Consider the following 19,221-nt stretch of genomic DNA (forward strand, 5'->3'; position numbering starts at 1 on the left):
AAAAAGAATGACATACGAGTTAATCAATACAGATGGCAAAGCCCGTCGTGGTCGTTTAACGTTTGAGCGAGGTACAGTAGAAACACCAGCCTTTATGCCTGTAGGCACTTATGGCACTGTTAAAGGGATGAAATCTGAAGAAGTTGAAGCGACTGGCGCACAGATTATTTTAGGTAATACGTTTCATTTAATGTTGCGCCCTGGAACAGATATTATTGAGCAACATGGTGGCTTGCATGGATTTATGAATTGGGATAAACCTATTTTAACTGATTCAGGGGGGTTTCAAGTATTTAGCTTAGGAAAAATGCGTAAAATTACCGAAGAAGGGGTACGCTTTAGTTCGCCGGTAAATGGTGAAAAAATTATGTTAACCCCTGAGCGTTCAATGGAAGTACAACGTAGTTTAAATTCAGATGTTGTGATGATATTTGATGAATGTACGCCATATCCTGCCACACATAAAGAATCTAAAGATTCAATGGAGCTATCACTTCGTTGGGCGCAACGTTCAAAAGATGCGCATGGAGACAGTCCTAATGCCTTATTTGGTATTGTTCAAGGTGGTATGTTTGAAGACTTACGCGAAGTGTCTATAAATGGTCTAAAAGCTATTGATTTTGATGGTTATGCTATTGGCGGGTTGTCAGTTGGGGAACCAAAAGCAGATATGATTCGCATTTTAGATCACACCGCCCCCTTGATTCCTAAAAATAAGCCCCGATACTTGATGGGAGTGGGAAAACCTGAAGATTTAGTTGAAGGTGTTCGCCGTGGTATTGATATGTTTGATTGTGTCATGCCAACCCGAAATGCGCGCAATGGTCATTTGTTTGTCAATACGGGTGTTATTAAAATTCGCAATGCCAGTAATAAAACGGATACAGGCCCATTAGATCCAACGTGTGATTGTTATACCTGTAAAAATTATTCTCGCGCGTATTTACATCATTTAGATAAATGTAAAGAAATTTTAGGTTCACAATTGAATACCTTGCATAATTTGCATTTTTATCAAAAAGTCATGCAAGGTTTGCGTGATGCAATAGAGCAGGGTAAATTAGACGCCTTTGTTGAAGAGTTTTACGCATTACGTGGTTTACCTGTGCCACCCTTATCAGAAGGTAGTGCGCAAGTTTAACTTTAAATAGCGTAGTTAAAAAAGAGTATTAGCACTTGAAAGCGGCGTAACTTGAAAAAGAGTATTCACGCTTTTAACCCATTATAAAAAAGAAGTAAGGATTAACAATTATGAGTTTATTTATTAGTACAGCCCACGCCGCAGCTGCTCCAGCCCCCGCAGGAGGAGGTATGGAAATGATGATTATGTTAGCGGTATTTGGCTTAGTATTTTATTTTATGATTTATCGCCCGCAAGCTAAACGTGTAAAAGAGCACAAAAGCTTGATGTCAGCTTTATCAAAAGGTGATGAGGTATTAACACAAGGTGGCATTGTTGGTAAAATTGTTAAAGTTTCAGATGAAAAAGACTTTATTGTGGTTAGTATTGCCGAAGGTACCGAAGTAACGGTACAAAAAGGTGCAATAAATGCTGTACTTCCTAAAGGTACAATGAAATCTTTATAGTTTTATTCATGTTGTTTGGTTAAGTTTTGATATTAAGTACACTTACAAACTTTTCTGGAAAGAATTTGCATAGCTGAAAAATACGGAATATTGACTCGCGTTAATTTCGTATTTTTTATTTCAGCTAAAGCCAATCAACTTAGTAAACGTTATAAATAATAAAGTGCTGAAAATACATTTTAAAAAAGTAATAAATAAAAAGGACAGCTTGTGTTAAACAAATACCCTTTATGGAAAACACTGATGGTAGCGTTAATCGTTGCTTTAGGTGCGCTCTATGCCACGCCTAACTTATATGGTGAAGATCCAGCCGTGCAAGTCTCTGGTTTACGTGGTGTAGAAGCAAATATTGCCACCCTTGATGAAATTAAAGGGCATTTAAGTGATCATAATATCGATTATGCTAGTGTTGTTTTAGAGCAAGGACAAGTATTAACGCGTTTTAAAAATACAGAAGATCAATTAAAAGCACGTGATGTGCTTGATGATAATTTAGGTAATAAATACTCTGTAGCGCTGAACTTAACACCAGCAACTCCAGATTGGTTGTCGGCTATTGGTGGCACACCAATGAAGTTAGGATTAGATTTAAGCGGCGGTGTTAGCTTTTTAATGGAAGTTAATATGAATGAGGCCATCAATAAAGCCAAAGACGGCATGGTTGGTGATTTTCGAGGAGACTTATTAAATGAAAAAATTCGTTATCGTAGCGTAAAAGAAGACGGCGATGCTATCGTTATTAAGTTTCGTAAAATTGAAGACCTAGAACAAGGTGAGTCTTTACTTAAAAAACGCTACCGTGATTTGTTATTTACAACCGACGAAGATACGTTAACTTTTTCAGCGCAAATGACTGATGCCAAGTTAAAAGAAATTCGCGAATATGCACTTCAACAAAATATTACTATTATCCGAAACCGAGTGAATGAATTAGGTGTTGCAGAACCCTTAGTTCAGCGTCAAGGTAAGAAACATATTGTTATTGAATTACCTGGCGTACAAGATACGGCAAAAGCAAAAGAAATTCTTAATGCAACAGCCACTATTGAGTTTCGTTTAGTTGATACAGAAGGAGACTTATCAGCAGCGCTGAATGGCAGAATTCCACCAAGTTCAATTTTGTTAACTGACAAAGATGGTAAACCAACATTACTGAAAAAGCGTATTATGCTAACAGGTGATCATATCACCGATGCTAAATCAGGTTTTGATGAATATTCTCGTCCACAAGTTAATATTTCACTTGATAGTGCTGGCGGTAGCAAAATGTCTAATGGTACTAAAAGTAATATTGGTAAACCAATGGCAACAGTATTCATTGAATATAAACCGACTGATCGACGTGATCCAGAAGGTAATATTGTTTTTGAAAAAGTACAAGAAGTTATCTCAGTTGCCACAATTCAAGCACGTTTAGGTAAGAGTTTCAGAATTACAGGCGCAGGCTCTCAAGCTGAAGCGCACAACTTAGCGTTATTATTACGTGCAGGAGCGTTGATTGCGCCAATTACTATTGTTGAAGAACGTACCGTTGGGCCAACATTGGGTGCTGAAAACGTTCAGTTAGGTTTTCAGGCTATTGTGATGGGTTTTGCTTTGGTCTTCATTTTTATGATTATTTATTATCGTGCCTTTGGTGTGGTAGCTAATCTTGCTTTAGGTGCTAACTTAGTACTGATTATTGGTATCATGTCGTTGATTCCTGGAGCAACATTAACTTTACCAGGTATGGCTGGTATTGTTTTAACTGTTGGCATGGCGGTTGATGCCAATGTATTAATATTTGAGCGTATTCGAGAAGAAATTCGTCAAGGGAAAACGATTCAACAATCAATTCATCAAGGTTATGAAGCCGCTTTTTCAACCATTATTGATGCTAACATTACCACGTTAATTGCGGCATTGATTTTATTTGCTGTAGGTACGGGGCCTGTTAAAGGCTTTGCGGTAACTTTATCTATCGGTATTATAACTTCAATATTTACCTCTGTTATCGGTTCAAGAACCGTAGTTAATGCTGTTTGGGGTGGAAAACGCCTTGAAAAGCTCTCGATATAGTTAGACGGGAATTTAAAAACAATGCAAATTTTACAATTAAAAGAAACCGTCAGTTTTATGAAGTATCGCAAAATTGCGATGGTCTTTAGTGCGTTATTGATGCTTGCATCAATTGCTTCTCTTGCTGTTAATAAATTGAACTTTGGCCTAGATTTTACGGGTGGCACACTAATAGAAGTGGGGTTTGAGCAAGCAGCTGATTTACAAAAATTACGTCAATTGATGCAAAACAACAACCATGACGATGCCAAAGTGCAATTTTATGGTAGTAGTCGTGATGTTGTTATTCGTCTTGGGTTACGAGATGATGTGAAAGCAGAAATGTTGGGTAATGAAATTCTCGACATTCTTGAAACTGGCACAGGTCAAAAAGTGGATATGCGCCGTATTGAATTTGTTGGCGCAAGTGTTGGTGATGAACTAACCGAGCAGGGTGGTTTAGCAATGCTGACGGCACTTATCTGTATTTTGATATATGTTGCTTTTCGTTTCGAATGGCGTTTTGCTGTTGGTTCGGTTGTTGCGCTATTTCACGATGTTTTATTAACTTTGGGTCTTTTTTCTTTTTTACAATTAGAATTTGATTTAACAGTACTTGCTGCTATTTTGGCCGTTATTGGTTATTCACTTAATGATACTATTGTCGTGTCGGATAGAATTCGTGAAAACTTTATGAAAATTCGAGAAACCTTGCCTGAAGAGATTATTAACATATCGTTATCAGAAACATTAAGCCGAACTGTTATTACGTCAATCACAACGTTATTAGTATTAGCTGCGTTGTTTTTAAAGGGCGGTGTTCTTATTCATGGTTTTGCGACAGCATTATTATTTGGCGTATTTGTTGGAACATACTCTTCAATTTATGTGGCTTCACTCGTTGCATTAGGTTTAGGTATCTCAAGAGAAGACTTAATACCTGAAGTGATTGAAAAAGAAGGTGCAGATCAAGAACAAATGATGCCTTAAGAAATGAGTAATACAGGTAATAAACTCCTCAATGCAGACTGGAGTTTAGTTCAAACAACCATATTAAAGCCGAACTGTGTTTATTGTTCGGCTTTAATATTCACAGACCCCATATATTATTTTACTACACAGATACCAATTTAGGCAGCCTTACTGTATGCTGCACGCCCTTATACCGAATGGTATTCACTATCAGGTTACAGCTATTATATAGTTGGAGTTCGTTTTTAGAAACTGTCCATTCGTAACCTATAATACACCCCCAAGAGATTTTTTATGAGCACCACTGCCACCCGTTTTACCGATCTAGGTCTATCAGAGCCATTACTTAAAGCAGTTCGAGATAAAGGGTATGACATTCCATCGCCTATACAAGCACAAGCGATTCCTGCCGTTATTTCAGGACGAGATGTGATGGCTGCTGCGCAAACGGGAACAGGTAAAACAGCTGGTTTTACTTTGCCACTGCTAGAAAAACTATCAAAAGGTGGAACGGCGCAAAGTAGAGTGCAGTCGAATAATGTCAGAGCATTAATATTAACGCCTACAAGGGAATTAGCGGCACAAATAAGTGACAGTATTACAAGTTATGGTAAGTATCTAAATTTACATTCTACCGTTGTTTTTGGTGGTGTTAAAATTAACCCACAAATGATGCGCTTAAGACAAGGTGTTGATGTGTTAGTCGCAACACCAGGACGTTTGATTGACTTGTATAATCAAAATGCCGTTAAGTTTTCTCAACTAGAAGTACTTATTCTTGATGAAGCTGATCGTATGTTAGATATGGGCTTTATTCGTGATATAAAAAAAATCATTACGTTTTTGCCTAAGCAACGTCAGAATTTATTATTCTCAGCAACATTTTCAGCGGATATTCGCGCGTTAGCAAAAGGCTTAGTTCATAACCCACTCGAAATTTCAGTTAACCCAGAAAATTCTACTGCTGAGAAAGTAACACAATGGTTAACACCGGTAGATAAAAAACGTAAATCTGCTGTGTTAACGCATTTAATAAAAGAAAATACTTGGCAACAGGTTCTTGTGTTTACAAAAACTAAGCATGGTGCAAATAAGTTAACTAAATATTTAGAAGCTGAAGGGTTATCAGCTGCGGCTATTCACGGTAATAAAAGTCAAGGTGCTCGCACTAAAGCGCTTGCATCGTTCAAAGATGGCCGAGTACAAATTTTAGTTGCCACAGACATCGCGGCTCGCGGTATCGATATAGACTTACTGCCTAATGTGGTAAATTTTGATTTACCCAACGTACCAGAAGACTATGTTCATCGTATTGGTCGTACTGCTCGTGCAGGTAATACTGGTCAAGCTGTTTCATTAGTCTGTGCTGATGAGTTAAATTTGTTATGGGACATTGAACACGTTATTCAACAGCATATTGAACGGAAAATCCTAGATAACTTTATTCCTGTTAATGCGTTAGGTGACTCAAGAGCAATTCGGCCAATCAAAGCAAAAAAGCCCCAAAAGCCAAAGGTAGCAAATCAAGGAAAGAGTGAACATAAAGATGGACAACGCCCTGCAGCAAAGCGGTCATCAGCAAATAATACAAATCCAAAACGCGCTAGAGGCAAACCTGCTGTAGTGAATGGTCAAAGAAATAAGAATACTTAATTTATCGATTTTACTGTTTAATTTTGTTTAAGCGCTAATGTTAAATTAACTTTTATTTATCAATAGGACTTAAGTATCCTAAATTTTTTAATTGTGAATCAGCAAAGGTATCAACTACATTGCCAATAATAATTAAACTAGGTGGTTTGATATTATAGCGTTGTACAAGTTCTTCTAGGGTTGCTAAGTTGCCTTTAACCACCTCTTGACTTTCGTAGGTACCTTTACGAATTAATGCGGCAGGCGTTGTTTTAGCGCGACCTGCACTCACTAATTGTTGAGTGATAATAGGTAGGCTTTTTATACCCATATAAAAGACAACCGTTTGTTCTTCATCATTTAAGGTTTGCCAAGGTAGATCAAGTGCACCATTATCTTGCACATTACCCGTAATAAAGGTGCAACTACGAGCGACTTTACGGTGAGTTAATGGAATACCAGCATAAGCAGTACAAGCTGATGCGGCAGTTATTCCAGGTACGATATGACAAGCTATATGATGCTCTAATACAAACTGCGCTTCTTCACCACCGCGTCCAAAAACAAAAGGGTCTCCCCCTTTTAATCGTAAAACTTTCTTATTTTGTTTAGCGTTATCTACTAATAATTGATTGATACCTTCTTGTGGCACACGGTGATCAGCTTGTTTTTTGCCAACATAAATTTTTTCACAATGCTTAGGCAATAATGCCATTATTTCTTCACTAACAAGTCGATCATAAATAACAACTTCAGCTTGTTGAATAAATCGATATGCCTGTAAAGTTAATAAATCGGGATCTCCTGGGCCTGCACCGACTAAGGCAACTTCACCATTTTTAAAAGACTGTTTGTGTGGCGGTGGAATGTAGTGAGATGAAAAAGTCATTGTTACTCTGGTTGTGGGATTAAATTAGTGTTACTCGCATTATTAAAGCAAAAAAAGCGCCAAAAGGCGCTTTTTTTTTAAATATAACTTATATGCTATTTGTTTATAAAACTATTTATTTAGCGCGTCACCTAAATGGGGACGAAGCTCTTTTAAGATTTCTTTTTGTAAACGTGTATTACTAGCAACTATATTGCCCGATGTTGCATGGTTATGACCACCCGCAAAGTCTGTTACCAAACCGCCAGCTTCAATCACTAATAATTCGCCCGCAGCAGTATCCCAAGGCTTTAAGCCAATTTCGAAAAAGCCGTCAACACGGCCTGCAGCTACATAGGCCAAATCAAGTGCTGCGGAGCCTGCCCGACGCATATCTGATGTTTTTTGAAATAAAGCAGAAAACATTGCCATATAAGCATTGGTGTGTTGTTTATGTTTGAATGGAAACCCTGTTGCTAAAACCGTACCTGATAGGTCTTTGTGCGCTTTTACGCGAATACGCATACCATTTAATTGTGCGCCTTTACCACGGCTGGCTGTGAATAATTCGCCACGGATGGGGTCAAATACGACAGCTTGATCTAACTTACCTTTTACTTTTAACGCAATAGATACAGAAAAATGAGGGATGCCTTTAATGAAATTTGTTGTGCCGTCTAGTGGATCTATAATCCACTGATAATCATTGTCTGAGCCAGTTGATACTCCAAACTCTTCACCAACAATGGTGTGGGCAGGGTATGATTTACGAATAGTTTCAATGATAGTCTCTTCGGCCGCTTTATCAACACTAGTGACGAAGTCGTTAGAACCTTTTGATTCTACTTCTACCTTATCAAGTTGCTCAAAAGAGCGAATTATAACTTTTCCTGCATTGCGCGCAGCGCGCACGGCAATATTTAGCATGGGATGCATAATAATGTACCTATTTGTAAATGGCTTTTAAAAGAACGAGTAACTACAAATTATCTAACGCCATTAGCTTTTAAATAAGCTAATAAAACCTTGTATAATTTTAGCGCGCGGATTATAGCAAGTATTGATATTTTTAGCGAGAGACATCTCAAATAAAATTGTTTAATAAATAAGCGATGTAAATTCATATAGAAAAATAAACTAACTTAAGCGAACTTGGTTTATTGATTTTACGTGCTTTTTATTAGGCACAGCAGTATTCTTCTATGTTAGGATCACAGGCATAAACAAGGGGTTAATATATTTTAGAAACTAACCCAAATATAACGCTAAATATGAGCAGAAAGTAACATGTCAGATCCAAACGCACACTCAATGAAAAGTAATATATTAAATCAAGTTCGTATTGTATTAGTTAATACCTCAGATTGTCGAAACATTGGTAGCGCAGCAAGAGCAATGAAAACGATGGGGCTAAGCCAATTAATATTAGTTGATCCTATTGAAATGCCTAATGGTCAAGCTCAAGCTCTAGCTGCTGGCGCAACCGATGTGCTCGCCAATGCTAAGGTGGTTAGTACACTAAGCGAAGCGATTGAAGATTGTGGTTTAGTGGTTGGTACTAGTGCTCGCTCGCGAACACTACCTTGGCCTATGCTTGAACCGCGTGGCTGTGGTGAAAAATTAATAGCAGAAGCTGGAGAATATCCTGTTGCTTTAGTGTTTGGTCGAGAAAGCAGTGGTTTAACTAATGATGAGTTACAAATGTGTCATTTTCATGTGCAAATACCAGCTAACCCTGAATATAGTTCATTGAATTTAGCCATGGCCGTACAAACGCTAAGTTATGAAGTACGTACAAGTTATTTGTTATCTATTGACAACCAACAACAAGAGCGCAGTACAGGTAATGGTCAATATATAGGCAAGAAAATAAGCGCTAAAAGTGAAGATGATGAAGTTTACCCTGTAACGGAAGAAACCGAGCGTTTTTATCAGCACTTTGAAAACGCACTAATTTCTACTGGCTTCATTGTTGATAGCCACCCTGGGTTGGTAATGACAAAATTGAGACGATTGTTTAATCGTGCTCGTCCTGATGTAAAAGAAGTGAAAATGATGCGTGGTATTCTTGCCTCAATAGAAAGATCGTCTACTGAAAAACCCTAGTAGAGAAACTTCAACCAAATAAATAAAAATAAAGGAAAACCTATGTTTGACCGCATGAAAGAAGACATTAACAGTGTTTTTGACCGAGACCCAGCAGCACGTACTACTTTCGAAGTGCTACTCAATTACCCTGGGTTACATGCTATTTGGATACATCGCTTAAGCCACCGACTATGGTGTGCAAATTGGAAATTATTGGCAAGAATTTTATCCACCTTTTCTCGTTGGTTAACTGGGGTTGAAATTCATCCTGGTGCAAAATTGGGTCGTCGATTCTTCATTGATCATGGCATGGGAGTGGTTATTGGTGAAACCTCAGAAATTGGTGATGATGTTACACTATATCACGGGGTTACCCTTGGTGGCACAAGTTGGAATGCGGGTAAACGCCATCCCACATTAAAAGATAATGTCGTTATTGGCGCTGGTGCTCAAGTACTTGGTCCTATTACCATAGGTAAAGGCGGTAAAGTTGGCTCAAACTCTGTCGTGGTAAAAGATTTACCTGAGAATGCAACTGCTGTGGGTATTCCAGCACGCATTGTTAACAGTAATAAAAATGCTAACTCGTTATTAGACAATGAAGTAAATGAGAAGCTCAATGGTCACTTAGATAAAGAGTCTCGTGACGAAGCAGCGAAAAAATTTGGGTTTGATGCTTACGCTGTTTCAGCTGATAGCCCTGACCCAGTCGCAAAAGCAATTGGACGTTTGTTAGATCATATGCATTTAATGGACGATCGTGTTTCAAATATTTGCAAAGAAGTTAATCAGCTTGGAGGAAATATTTGTCCTAAAAATTTACCTGAATTAAAAGTGGGAGAATTTGATGAGGATGAAAAAGCGGCGGCTAAACGTAGACAAAATAAGGTTGAAAGTTTTGATCCTGAAATTTAAAGATGAATAAGTTAATCATCAATACCAAGGGGCAATACTGTCTTTCATAACGCATGGAAAGCAATAGTTGATTAAAATAGTCAAGTATTGCTTTGCCATTTACTTTTCTTAGTGTAAAATACTTGACTATATTACTCAGGTATATATTTGACTATTATTTAGGGTTATGTAAAATTGCGCGAAATTAATGATTGTCGCACTAATTAATACTAAAAATTGTTAATAATACCTGTCACTAACATAGATCATATAGGCACAGATTATGAAATTAACCTCTAAAGGTCGTTATGCGGTAACAGCAATGCTTGATGTTACTATGCATGCAGCACATGGACCAGTTTCATTAGCAGATATTTCAGAGCGACAAGCAATCTCTCTGTCATATTTAGAGCAATTATTTTCTAAATTACGTAAACATGGTTTGGTCATTAGTGTACGTGGCCCCGGTGGCGGTTACCGTTTAGGACGATGTTCAGCACAAATAGCTATCGCTGATGTCATCAGCGCAGTTAACGAAAGTGTTGATGCAACAAAATGTCAAGGAAAGGGTAATTGTCAAGGAGGAGATCAATGTTTAACGCATTCTTTATGGCATGGTTTAAGTCAGCGTATTGAAGAGTTTTTACAGAGTATTTCTCTGGCTGAACTCGTAGCCAAAAATGATGTGAAAACCGTTTCTAAACGACAAGATGATATTTATCTAACAGTAAATAAAAAATCATCGTTAGAAACGATTATCCCCGTTAACTTATAATGTATACACGTTAATATTAATCATAGTTCTTTGATTCGATTAATATCAGATAACTCGTACAAGTGGAGAAAGAAAGCCAATGAAGCTTCCTATTTATTTTGATTACTCAGCAACAACACCTGTTGATAAGCGTGTTGCGGAAAAAATGATGCAATACATGACTAATGAAGGTCATTTTGGCAACCCCGCGTCGCGTTCACATAAGTTTGGTTGGCAAGCTGAAGAAGCTGTAGATATTGCTCGAAACCAAATAGCTGAGTTAATTAATGCTGACCCACGTGAAATTGTTTTCACCTCGGGTGCTACAGAATCAGATAACTTGGCTATAAAGGGCGCAGCCAATTTTTATAGCAAAAAAGGTAAACACATTATTACCTGTAAAACTGAGCATAAAGCGGTATTAGATACATGTCGCGAGCTAGAACGACAAGGATTTGAGGTAACTTATCTTGATCCTGAAGATAACGGCTTAATTGATTTAAATAAACTTGAAGCTGCGATGCGTGATGACACTATTTTAGTAAGTATTATGCATGTTAATAATGAAATTGGTGTCATTCAAGATATCAGTGAAATTGGCGAAATGTGTCGCGCTCGTAAAATTATATTTCATGTTGATGCCGCACAAAGTGTCGGAAAGATCAACATTGATATGCAACATTTGAAAGTAGATTTATTATCTATTTCTGCACATAAAATGTACGGGCCAAAAGGTATTGGTGCTTTGTATGTTCGCCGCAAGCCTCGCATTCGTTTAGAAGCGCAAATGCACGGTGGTGGTCATGAACGTGGTATGCGTTCTGGTACATTGGCAACTCATCAAATAGTGGGAATGGGTGAAGCTTGTCGATTGGCAAAAGAAGAAATGGCACAAGATCTTGCACACGTTACAGCAATGCGTGATCGCTTATGGGCAGGGTTAAATGCTATGGAACAAGTGTTTGTTAATGGTGATTTTGACAAGCGTTATCCAGGTAATTTAAATGTAAGCTTCAACTTTGTTGAAGGCGAATCATTAATTATGGCATTAAAAGATTTAGCAGTTTCATCGGGCAGCGCTTGTACATCAGCTAGCCTTGAACCTTCGTATGTATTACGTGCGCTTGGTTTAAATGATGAAATGGCACACAGTTCTATTCGTTTTAGTTTTGGTCGTTTTACTACAAGCGAAGAAATTGATTATGCTATTGAATTAATACAGAAATCTATTGGTCACTTACGTGATATGTCACCGCTTTGGGAAATGTTCAAAGACGGTATTGATTTAGACTCAATTGAATGGGCAGCTCACTAATTTTTATTGGTTCAATTAATCTGTAAAAGTGTGAAAACTGCTAGGAGAAATTATTATGGCTTATAGTGAAAAAGTAATCGATCATTATGAAAATCCACGTAACGTTGGTTCTATGGATAAAAATGATCCTAATGTTGCAACTGGAATGGTTGGTGCACCTGCGTGTGGTGACGTGATGAAGTTACAACTTAAAATTTCAGCTGACGGCATTATTGAAGATGCTAAATTTAAAACCTATGGTTGTGGCTCTGCTATTGCCTCAAGCTCATTAGTAACAGAATGGGTTAAAGGTAAATCAATTGAAGAAGCAGGCGAAATTAAAAATACGGCTATTGCTGAAGAATTAGCATTACCACCCGTAAAGATTCATTGCTCAATTTTGGCTGAAGATGCAATTAAAGCCGCAATTGAAGATTACAAAAGTAAAAACGGTTAATATTTACAACAAAATATAATTTACACCAAGACGCTAAACAGGAAAAGTAGTATGTCAGTTACCATGACGCCAGCGGCAGCAGAACGAGTACAATCTTTTATGGTAAACCGAGGTAAAGGCCTTGGTTTACGTTTAGGTATTAAAACAACCGGTTGTTCAGGGTTGGCTTATGTTCTTGAGTTTGTTGATGATTTGAATGAAGATGATAATGTATTTGATATTGAAAATGTTAAAATTATCATTGACACAAAAAGCTTGGTTTACCTTGATGGCATTGAGTTAGATTTTGTTAAAGAAGGCTTGAATGAAGGCTTTAAATTTACCAACCCCAATGCTAAAGGTGAGTGTGGGTGCGGAGAAAGCTTTAATGTTTAAGTAGTTGCACTTTGCTATTTAATCTATCTTCATCATTGAAAGCACTCATGACTAAAGTCACTTCGTGCTTTCGCCTTGAATGTACATTAAATATCTGCAAGCTATTTCTAGAACACTAATTTAGATTTTTTAGAATGAGAACTCTTTAGGTAAAAAAGTGAATTACTTCCAATTATTCGGCATTGAAGTAAACTTTGATGTCGACTTAAATCAATTATCACAAACGTATCAAACCTTACAAAAAAAGGTTCATCCTGATAAGTTTGCCCATGCCTCAAGCCAAGATCAGTTGCTTGCGGTGCAAAAATCAGCTGAAATAAATGATGCTTACCAAACGTTAAAACATCCCTTAAAACGAGCCGAATACATACTTACTTTACGTGGGGTTGATTTGCCTAATGAGCAGCATACTTTTGGTGATACTAGCTTTTTAATGAGGCAAATGGAGTTAAGGGAAATGCTAGGCGATGTCAAGTTTGCTGATGATGTGGATGCAGCACTAGAAGCGGCTCAAGAAGAGCTGACCCAAGAGTACCAACAACATTTTAATTTACTTCGCACACAAATGCTTGAAAATAATGACGCAGCGAATATACAGGCATGCGATAATTTACGTAAGTTAAAATTTTATCAAAAACTTAATATTGAAGTAGAACGTCTGGAAGAAAGTTTGTTTGATGACTAACAGAACATAGACGGAATAATTTAATTAAGTGCAATTGCGCTTGTGATGACATTAACAAAAAAGAATAGAATTAAACTATGGCTTTATTACAAATAGCAGAACCAGGTCAAAGTACAGTACCTCACGAGCATAGGTTAGCTGCAGGTATTGATTTAGGCACAACCAATTCCCTTATTGCCAGTGTACAAAGCGGTGAAGCAAGTACTTTGATGGACAATAACAATCGCGATATATTGCCTTCTATCGTTAGTTATCAAGCACCATCAGAGGGAAAAAGTATTTTGGTGGGAGACGAAGCGAAAACCTTTAGCGTTAGTGACCCTCAAAACACTATTGTATCGGCCAAGCGTTTAATCGGTCGATCATTATCAGATATACAAAGTAAATACCCCTCATTACCGTATCAGTTTTGCGGAGATGAGAACCACCCTGAAATTATGACGCGCCACGGTAAAATTAACCCTGTGCAAGTCTCTGCTGAAATTTTGAAAAACTTGAGCCAGCGTGCGGAACAAGCATTAGGTGGAGAGCTTACAGGTGTGGTTGTTACGGTTCCAGCACATTTTGATGATGCACAACGACAAAGTACCAAAGATGCAGCTAAACTGGCGGGTGTTAATGTGTTACGTTTGCTAAATGAACCAACTGCAGCGGCTGTTGCTTACGGGCTTGACTCTAGGCAAGAAGGGGTTATTGCTATTTACGACCTTGGCGGCGGTACATTTGATATTTCAATATTACGTTTAAATAAGGGCGTATTCGAAGTGTTATCGACAGGCGGTGATTCAGCCCTAGGTGGTGATGATTTTGATGTAGTGGTTGTTGATTACTTAGTTGAGCAGGCCGCTTTAACACGACCCTTTTCTCCTTCTCTTGAACGTCAACTAATGCAACAAGCTTGTAAAGCTAAAGAACAATTAACAACGCAAAGTAGTGTTGATGTGAAATTAGCACTTGATGATGGCAAAGCATGGTCTACAACGTTATCGAAAGAAACGTTTGATAGTTTAATTTCAGATCTAGTTAAAAAAACATTGAGAGCCTGTAAACGAAGCTTGAAAGATGCTCAAATTAGTGTTGATGATGTGTTAGAAGTGGTGATGGTTGGCGGTTCAACTCGTGTGCCATTAGTACGAAGTGAAGTAGAAAAATACTTTAATAAAAAACCTTTAACATCAATTGATCCAGATAAAGTGGTTGCCATTGGGGCTGCGATTCAAGCAGATATTCTGGCTGGTAATAAGCCAGACAGTGATATTTTATTGCTTGATGTTATTCCATTGTCGCTTGGTTTAGAAACCATGGGGGGCTTGGTTGAAAAAGTGATCCCACGTAACACCACTATCCCTGTTGCAAAAGCACAAGAATTTACTACTTTTAAAGATGGTCAAACGGCAATGGCTGTGCATGTGCTGCAGGGGGAACGAGAACTTGTTGACGATTGTCGTTCGTTAGCTCGTTTTGAACTGCGAGGTATTCCTGCAATGACAGCGGGAGCAGCGCATATTCGTGTAACGTTTAAGGTTGATGCTGATGGTCTGTTGTCTGTAACGGCAATGGAGAAATCATCAGGGGTAGAATCAAGTATTGAAGTGAAGCCATCGTTTGGTTTAGATGATGGTAAAATAGCTCAAATGTTAAAAGATTCAATGAATAATGCCAAAGCTGATATTGATGCACGCATGCTTAAAGAGCAACAAGTTGAAGCTGCCCGCGTTATTGAATCAATTCAAGCGGCCATTACTTTAGATAGACATTTACTTACTGACGCTGAAATTAGTGATATTGAACAATCAATTAAATTTGTTGCAGATATTAGTCAAGGTGAAGATGCCGATGCTATTGAAGCCGCGATAGAAAAATTAGATCAAGCAACAGCCGTGTTTGCAGAGCGCCGCATGGACAGCTCAATCAACAAAGCATTAAGTGGTCAGTCGGTTGAAAAATTGTAACCTAACATATTATTTTTAGCCGTAAGCTAAAATAAAATGACAACAAGAGATAAGTAAAATGCCAAAAATTATATTTTTACCCAATGAAGAATTATGCCCAGAAGGCGCCGTTGTGGAAGCTGAAAAAGGTGAAAGCATATTAAATGTTGCTTTAAAAAATGATATTGGTATTGAACATGCCTGTGAGAAAGTGTGTGCCTGCACAACCTGTCACGTTATTATTCGGGAAGGGTTTGATTCAATAGAAGAGAGTGATGAACTTGAAGAAGATATGCTTGATAAAGCATGGGGGTTAGAGCCGGAATCTCGTCTTAGCTGTCAATCTATTGTGGGTGACGAAGACTTAGTGGTTGATATTCCTAAATATACAGTGAATATGGTGTCTGAAAATCACTAATGTAAATAATTGATTTACAGTCGTTGATTCATCAAAAGGGTAATAACATAACTGTGTTATTACCCTTTTGACTTTTTATGAATGCTTAATCCCTTGCCAACCATGAAGGAATATCACTACCCACTATTCGAGTAATTCAGGTGTGATAGGCTTGAAGAATGATTATTTACATTGAAAGTAATGTTGTCTGAAAAAAAATAAATAAGAAAATCAAAAGACTTGCTTTAAAAAAGGTGATCATTCTATACTGAGTAAATTTTTGTAAGCGCTATCTTTAGGAAGGGAGTTTTTTAGATGTCACGGATATTAGTATTACATGAACGTCATTCTCGACTTTTTTTATTACTATGCTTTATTCCTGTCACTATATTTACTTATGTTCATTATCTAAAAGAGAATTATATTTTATCTGGAGCACTGCTTTGTACAGCATTGGTTTTTGCTGTTAATTTTAAAAATATTCGTAATGATGAAATAACTAAAATTGGTAAAGTAAGTATTATAATATCTATGTGGTGTTGTTTAGCACTCGCCAGTTATTATGTTGGTATTCACGGCATTGTATATAGTTTTCCTTCCATTGTTGGCATATTCTTTTTAGTACCAATAAGAACTGCGTTGTTAATTTCGATCCCCTCGTTAGTCGTTTTTTTAGTGTTAATTATGCTACACGGTGAACCTATTGATTCATTAAGACTAGCAAGTTCTTTATCGTTAACTATCATATTTACTACTTATTCTGCTTATTTTTCCCGGCAACAACAAAATGCTATTGATAATGAATCCAAAAAAGATCCATTAACTGGGCTAGCTAACCGATATGCCTATAATGAATGGCTGAATGACTGCCATTTAAATGCGGATATTAATGCAATTACTTCAATTCACTTAGATATTGATAACTTTCGTACTATTAATGATACGCAGGGATTTATAGAGGGTGATAAATTAATTCAGCGCCTTGGTAAAAAATTGTTTAGTATTATGGAAAATTCTCAAGTGGTTGATAGCGCAAGCTCACATTATTTAGCAAGGTTTTCTGGTGATTCATTTGCCATAGCGTTTACCAACTTACCTGAAGAACTTGATATATTGTCATTTGTTGACCGATTAAAAGTATCGGTTAGCCAGTTATCTATTGTTTCAGGCCATCCAGCAACAATTTCAGTCTCTGTTGCTGTAGTCAGGTCAACTCGTAAAAATGGGAAGTTTCCAAACATTATAGATAATGTTGACATAACCCTAAAGCGAGCAAAACAGCTTGGTGTTAATAGTGTACAAATATTTGATGAGTTGATAGAGCAGCAATCAGAAGAACAAAAATATATTGCCAAAGAGCTTGTGCTGGCAATGGATAAAAATCAGTTTAATATGGTTTTTATGCCAATTTTTCGCGACAATAATAAAACCATTGCTGGTGCAGAATTATTGGTTAGATGCAATAGAGCAGAGCTGAGAAACTTTGGACCTGATAAATTTATACCCATAGCGGAAAATTTTGGTTTGATAGAGCGGTTAGACTTTTGGGTGCTTAATGAATCATTTAAAATGATTGCTAATACAGAAATATTAACAAGACCTAATATAGAGTTTTACTCCATTAACATATCTTCAAATCAACTACGCAATAAAGAATTTGTTTACCGAATTAAAGAGTTGATCGAAAAATATAACATTGATCCAACTAAAATTGAGTTGGAAATCACTGAAACTAGCCTAGTTGAAACAGACTTACAAATAATAGAAATGCTAATTTCGTTAAGACGTATTGGTTTTAAACTGTCGCTAGATGATTTTGGTACGGGATTTACTTCATTTAACCAACTTAAGCAATACCCACTAAACTGTTTAAAAATTGATAGAAGTTTTGTCAGTGGCGATACGGAATATTCAACACCAGTTACGGGAATGTCTGCTGTTATCTTGTCAATCGCTAAACTTTATAATTTTAACGTGATAGCAGAAGGTGTTGAAACCGAGGAACAATACCTTGATTTGAAAAATAATGGTTGTTTGTACTTTCAAGGCTACTGGTTTTCTAAGCCTATTTCTTTGAAAGATTTTGTATACATGCTTGAGCAGAAAGGCTATTAGAATAGTAAAGTAAGTAAATTTAATTAAAACAGATATTCTTAATTATTTGATTTTATGGAAATGTTAGTTAAACTTGGTGAAAAATTTAACCTTACAAATAAAGGATTTTTATGAATGAAATAGACGAAACAATGGCGCTAGCTGATACATTATCGATGAAAGCATATGAGTTAGGTTTAGCATATGCCCCTAAACTTGCGTTAGCAGTAATTACGCTAATTATTGGTTTATGGATGATCAAGGGTATCAGTAAACTTGTGATACTATCGATGGAAAGATCAAAAGTCGATCCCACTCTCATCCCTTTTATGGACAGTTTGGTTTCGTGGATTTTCAAAGTACTGTTATTTATCTCAGTGGCGTCAATGGTTGGTATCGCAACCACCTCTTTTATTGCTGTATTGGGTGCCGCTGGTTTGGCAATTGGACTGGCATTGCAAGGTAGTTTAGCAAACTTTGCAGGCGGTGTTTTAATTATGATCTTCAAACCTTATAAAGTAGGTGATTTAATTGAGTCACAAGGACATTTAGGGGTTGTTAAAGAAGTACAAATATTTAATACCATTTTAATTGCACCACAATCTAAACAAGTTATCATACCTAATGGTGCAGTCTCTAATGGCTCAATTACTAACTTTACCGTAGAAGGTAAGATTCGGGTTGATCTGTCGGTTGGTATTGCTTATAACGCTGATATTGACCAGGCTAAAGCTGTATTGATGGAGGTATTAGAAGCAAATGATAAAGTAATGACAGATCCCGCACCTTTTGTTGGTGTGTCAGGAATGGGGGATAGCTCTGTTGATTTAGCTGTTAGACCGCATTGTCATCCAAAAGATTATTGGGCTGTTTATTTTGAAGTGAATGAAGCAATGAAAAAAGCACTTGATAAAAATAATATCAGTATTCCGTTCCCACAACGCGACGTACATTTAATTCAATCATAAATTTAATGGACGTAATACGTTAAAAATCGAGCGCTCAATTAAAACCAATGTGATAGATTTTATTAATCTATCGCATTTTTTGTTTTAACTGTTGATATTCTTTCATATTATACCAATTTGATTAAATTTCTTCCCAACTCAGAGCTTCATTAGCGAGCTTAGAACAAGGAAAATTGATTAAACATAGT

General features: G+C 37.1%; 18 protein-coding genes. 16 read left to right on the plus strand and 2 right to left on the minus strand.

Annotated features, from left to right (window positions below):
• Nucleotides 1-7 precede the first annotated feature (7 nt).
• The 5 genes from tgt to ACE1OF_RS15990 all read left to right on the plus strand — a co-directional run bounded on the left by tgt (nt 8) and on the right by ACE1OF_RS15990 (nt 6,249).
• On the plus strand, nt 8-1,141 hold the full coding sequence (tgt, locus tag ACE1OF_RS15970) for a tRNA guanosine(34) transglycosylase Tgt (RefSeq protein WP_448895659.1): 1,134 nt from the start codon (nt 8-10) through the stop codon (nt 1,139-1,141).
• Nucleotides 1,142-1,251: 110 nt separating this feature from the next.
• On the plus strand, nt 1,252-1,587 hold the full coding sequence (gene yajC, locus ACE1OF_RS15975; RefSeq protein WP_448895643.1) for a preprotein translocase subunit YajC: 336 nt from the start codon (nt 1,252-1,254) through the stop codon (nt 1,585-1,587).
• 210 nt (nt 1,588-1,797) lie between these two features.
• Nucleotides 1,798-3,645: a protein translocase subunit SecD gene (gene secD / locus ACE1OF_RS15980; protein ID WP_448895644.1), complete on the plus strand. Its 1,848-nt coding sequence runs from the start codon at nt 1,798-1,800 to the stop codon at nt 3,643-3,645.
• 21 nt (nt 3,646-3,666) lie between these two features.
• Complete coding sequence (gene secF / locus ACE1OF_RS15985; RefSeq protein WP_448895645.1) at nt 3,667-4,614, plus strand: protein translocase subunit SecF; 948 nt, start codon at nt 3,667-3,669, stop codon at nt 4,612-4,614.
• Nucleotides 4,615-4,890: 276 nt separating this feature from the next.
• Nucleotides 4,891-6,249, plus strand: a complete 1,359-nt coding sequence (locus ACE1OF_RS15990) for a DEAD/DEAH box helicase (protein ID WP_448895646.1) — start codon at nt 4,891-4,893, stop codon at nt 6,247-6,249.
• 52 nt (nt 6,250-6,301) lie between these two features.
• On the opposite strand, the gene cobA is transcribed toward ACE1OF_RS15990, so the two are convergent.
• Nucleotides 6,302-7,117, minus strand: coding sequence for a uroporphyrinogen-III C-methyltransferase (gene cobA / locus ACE1OF_RS15995; RefSeq protein WP_448895647.1), 816 nt, complete (start codon nt 7,115-7,117; stop codon nt 6,302-6,304).
• A 111-nt stretch (nt 7,118-7,228) separates the two neighbouring features.
• Complete coding sequence (suhB, locus tag ACE1OF_RS16000; RefSeq protein ID WP_448895648.1) at nt 7,229-8,032, minus strand: inositol-1-monophosphatase; 804 nt, start codon at nt 8,030-8,032, stop codon at nt 7,229-7,231.
• A 387-nt stretch (nt 8,033-8,419) separates the two neighbouring features.
• Here suhB and trmJ point away from each other — a divergent pair, with 387 nt between their 5' ends.
• The 11 genes from trmJ to ACE1OF_RS16055 all read left to right on the plus strand — a co-directional run bounded on the left by trmJ (nt 8,420) and on the right by ACE1OF_RS16055 (nt 19,033).
• A complete protein-coding gene (gene trmJ, locus ACE1OF_RS16005) occupies nt 8,420-9,202 on the plus strand; it encodes a tRNA (cytosine(32)/uridine(32)-2'-O)-methyltransferase TrmJ (RefSeq protein ID WP_448895660.1) in 783 nt (260 codons plus the stop codon).
• A gap of 42 nt (nt 9,203-9,244) precedes the next feature.
• Nucleotides 9,245-10,099, plus strand: coding sequence for a serine O-acetyltransferase (gene cysE, locus ACE1OF_RS16010; RefSeq protein ID WP_448895649.1), 855 nt, complete (start codon nt 9,245-9,247; stop codon nt 10,097-10,099).
• 262 nt (nt 10,100-10,361) lie between these two features.
• The gene (gene iscR / locus ACE1OF_RS16015; RefSeq protein ID WP_448895650.1) at nt 10,362-10,853 is read left to right on the plus strand and encodes a Fe-S cluster assembly transcriptional regulator IscR; all 492 of its coding nucleotides are present in this window, start codon (nt 10,362-10,364) and stop codon (nt 10,851-10,853) included.
• A 79-nt stretch (nt 10,854-10,932) separates the two neighbouring features.
• A complete protein-coding gene (locus ACE1OF_RS16020; RefSeq protein ID WP_448895651.1) occupies nt 10,933-12,147 on the plus strand; it encodes an IscS subfamily cysteine desulfurase in 1,215 nt (404 codons plus the stop codon).
• Between the two features lie 55 nt (nt 12,148-12,202).
• A complete protein-coding gene (gene iscU, locus ACE1OF_RS16025; RefSeq protein ID WP_448895652.1) occupies nt 12,203-12,583 on the plus strand; it encodes a Fe-S cluster assembly scaffold IscU in 381 nt (126 codons plus the stop codon).
• A gap of 51 nt (nt 12,584-12,634) precedes the next feature.
• Entirely contained in the window at nt 12,635-12,958 is a 324-nt protein-coding gene (gene iscA / locus ACE1OF_RS16030) for an iron-sulfur cluster assembly protein IscA (protein ID WP_448895653.1), read from the plus strand.
• A 157-nt stretch (nt 12,959-13,115) separates the two neighbouring features.
• The gene (gene hscB, locus ACE1OF_RS16035; protein WP_448895654.1) at nt 13,116-13,643 is read left to right on the plus strand and encodes a co-chaperone HscB; all 528 of its coding nucleotides are present in this window, start codon (nt 13,116-13,118) and stop codon (nt 13,641-13,643) included.
• 77 nt (nt 13,644-13,720) lie between these two features.
• On the plus strand, nt 13,721-15,595 hold the full coding sequence (gene hscA, locus ACE1OF_RS16040) for a Fe-S protein assembly chaperone HscA (protein ID WP_448895655.1): 1,875 nt from the start codon (nt 13,721-13,723) through the stop codon (nt 15,593-15,595).
• A 58-nt stretch (nt 15,596-15,653) separates the two neighbouring features.
• Complete coding sequence (gene fdx, locus ACE1OF_RS16045) at nt 15,654-15,992, plus strand: ISC system 2Fe-2S type ferredoxin (protein WP_448895656.1); 339 nt, start codon at nt 15,654-15,656, stop codon at nt 15,990-15,992.
• A gap of 294 nt (nt 15,993-16,286) precedes the next feature.
• Nucleotides 16,287-18,086 carry an EAL domain-containing protein gene (locus tag ACE1OF_RS16050; RefSeq protein ID WP_448895657.1) on the plus strand — a complete coding sequence of 600 codons (1,800 nt, stop codon included), beginning with the start codon at nt 16,287-16,289 and terminating at the stop codon, nt 18,084-18,086.
• A gap of 110 nt (nt 18,087-18,196) precedes the next feature.
• Nucleotides 18,197-19,033 carry a mechanosensitive ion channel family protein gene (locus tag ACE1OF_RS16055; protein WP_448895658.1) on the plus strand — a complete coding sequence of 279 codons (837 nt, stop codon included), beginning with the start codon at nt 18,197-18,199 and terminating at the stop codon, nt 19,031-19,033.
• The last annotated feature ends 188 nt before the right edge of the window (nt 19,034-19,221 follow it).

The organism is Colwellia sp. E150_009 (assembly GCF_053543955.1).

What these genes read in the sequence shown, in the direction of transcription:
- tgt (WP_448895659.1), top strand. Translation starts at nt 8, where the DNA reads ATGACATACGAGTTAATCAATACAGATGGCAAAGCCCGTCGTGGTCGT.
- yajC (WP_448895643.1), top strand. Translation starts at nt 1,252, where the DNA reads ATGAGTTTATTTATTAGTACAGCCCACGCCGCAGCTGCTCCAGCCCCC.
- secF (WP_448895645.1), top strand. Translation starts at nt 3,667, where the DNA reads ATGCAAATTTTACAATTAAAAGAAACCGTCAGTTTTATGAAGTATCGC.
- ACE1OF_RS15990 (WP_448895646.1), top strand. Translation starts at nt 4,891, where the DNA reads ATGAGCACCACTGCCACCCGTTTTACCGATCTAGGTCTATCAGAGCCA.
- cobA (WP_448895647.1), bottom strand. Translation starts at nt 7,117, where the DNA reads ATGACTTTTTCATCTCACTACATTCCACCGCCACACAAACAGTCTTTT.
- suhB (WP_448895648.1), bottom strand. Translation starts at nt 8,032, where the DNA reads ATGCATCCCATGCTAAATATTGCCGTGCGCGCTGCGCGCAATGCAGGA.
- cysE (WP_448895649.1), top strand. Translation starts at nt 9,245, where the DNA reads ATGTTTGACCGCATGAAAGAAGACATTAACAGTGTTTTTGACCGAGAC.
- iscR (WP_448895650.1), top strand. Translation starts at nt 10,362, where the DNA reads ATGAAATTAACCTCTAAAGGTCGTTATGCGGTAACAGCAATGCTTGAT.
- ACE1OF_RS16020 (WP_448895651.1), top strand. Translation starts at nt 10,933, where the DNA reads ATGAAGCTTCCTATTTATTTTGATTACTCAGCAACAACACCTGTTGAT.
- iscU (WP_448895652.1), top strand. Translation starts at nt 12,203, where the DNA reads ATGGCTTATAGTGAAAAAGTAATCGATCATTATGAAAATCCACGTAAC.
- iscA (WP_448895653.1), top strand. Translation starts at nt 12,635, where the DNA reads ATGTCAGTTACCATGACGCCAGCGGCAGCAGAACGAGTACAATCTTTT.
- hscA (WP_448895655.1), top strand. Translation starts at nt 13,721, where the DNA reads ATGGCTTTATTACAAATAGCAGAACCAGGTCAAAGTACAGTACCTCAC.
- fdx (WP_448895656.1), top strand. Translation starts at nt 15,654, where the DNA reads ATGCCAAAAATTATATTTTTACCCAATGAAGAATTATGCCCAGAAGGC.
- ACE1OF_RS16050 (WP_448895657.1), top strand. Translation starts at nt 16,287, where the DNA reads ATGTCACGGATATTAGTATTACATGAACGTCATTCTCGACTTTTTTTA.
- ACE1OF_RS16055 (WP_448895658.1), top strand. Translation starts at nt 18,197, where the DNA reads ATGAATGAAATAGACGAAACAATGGCGCTAGCTGATACATTATCGATG.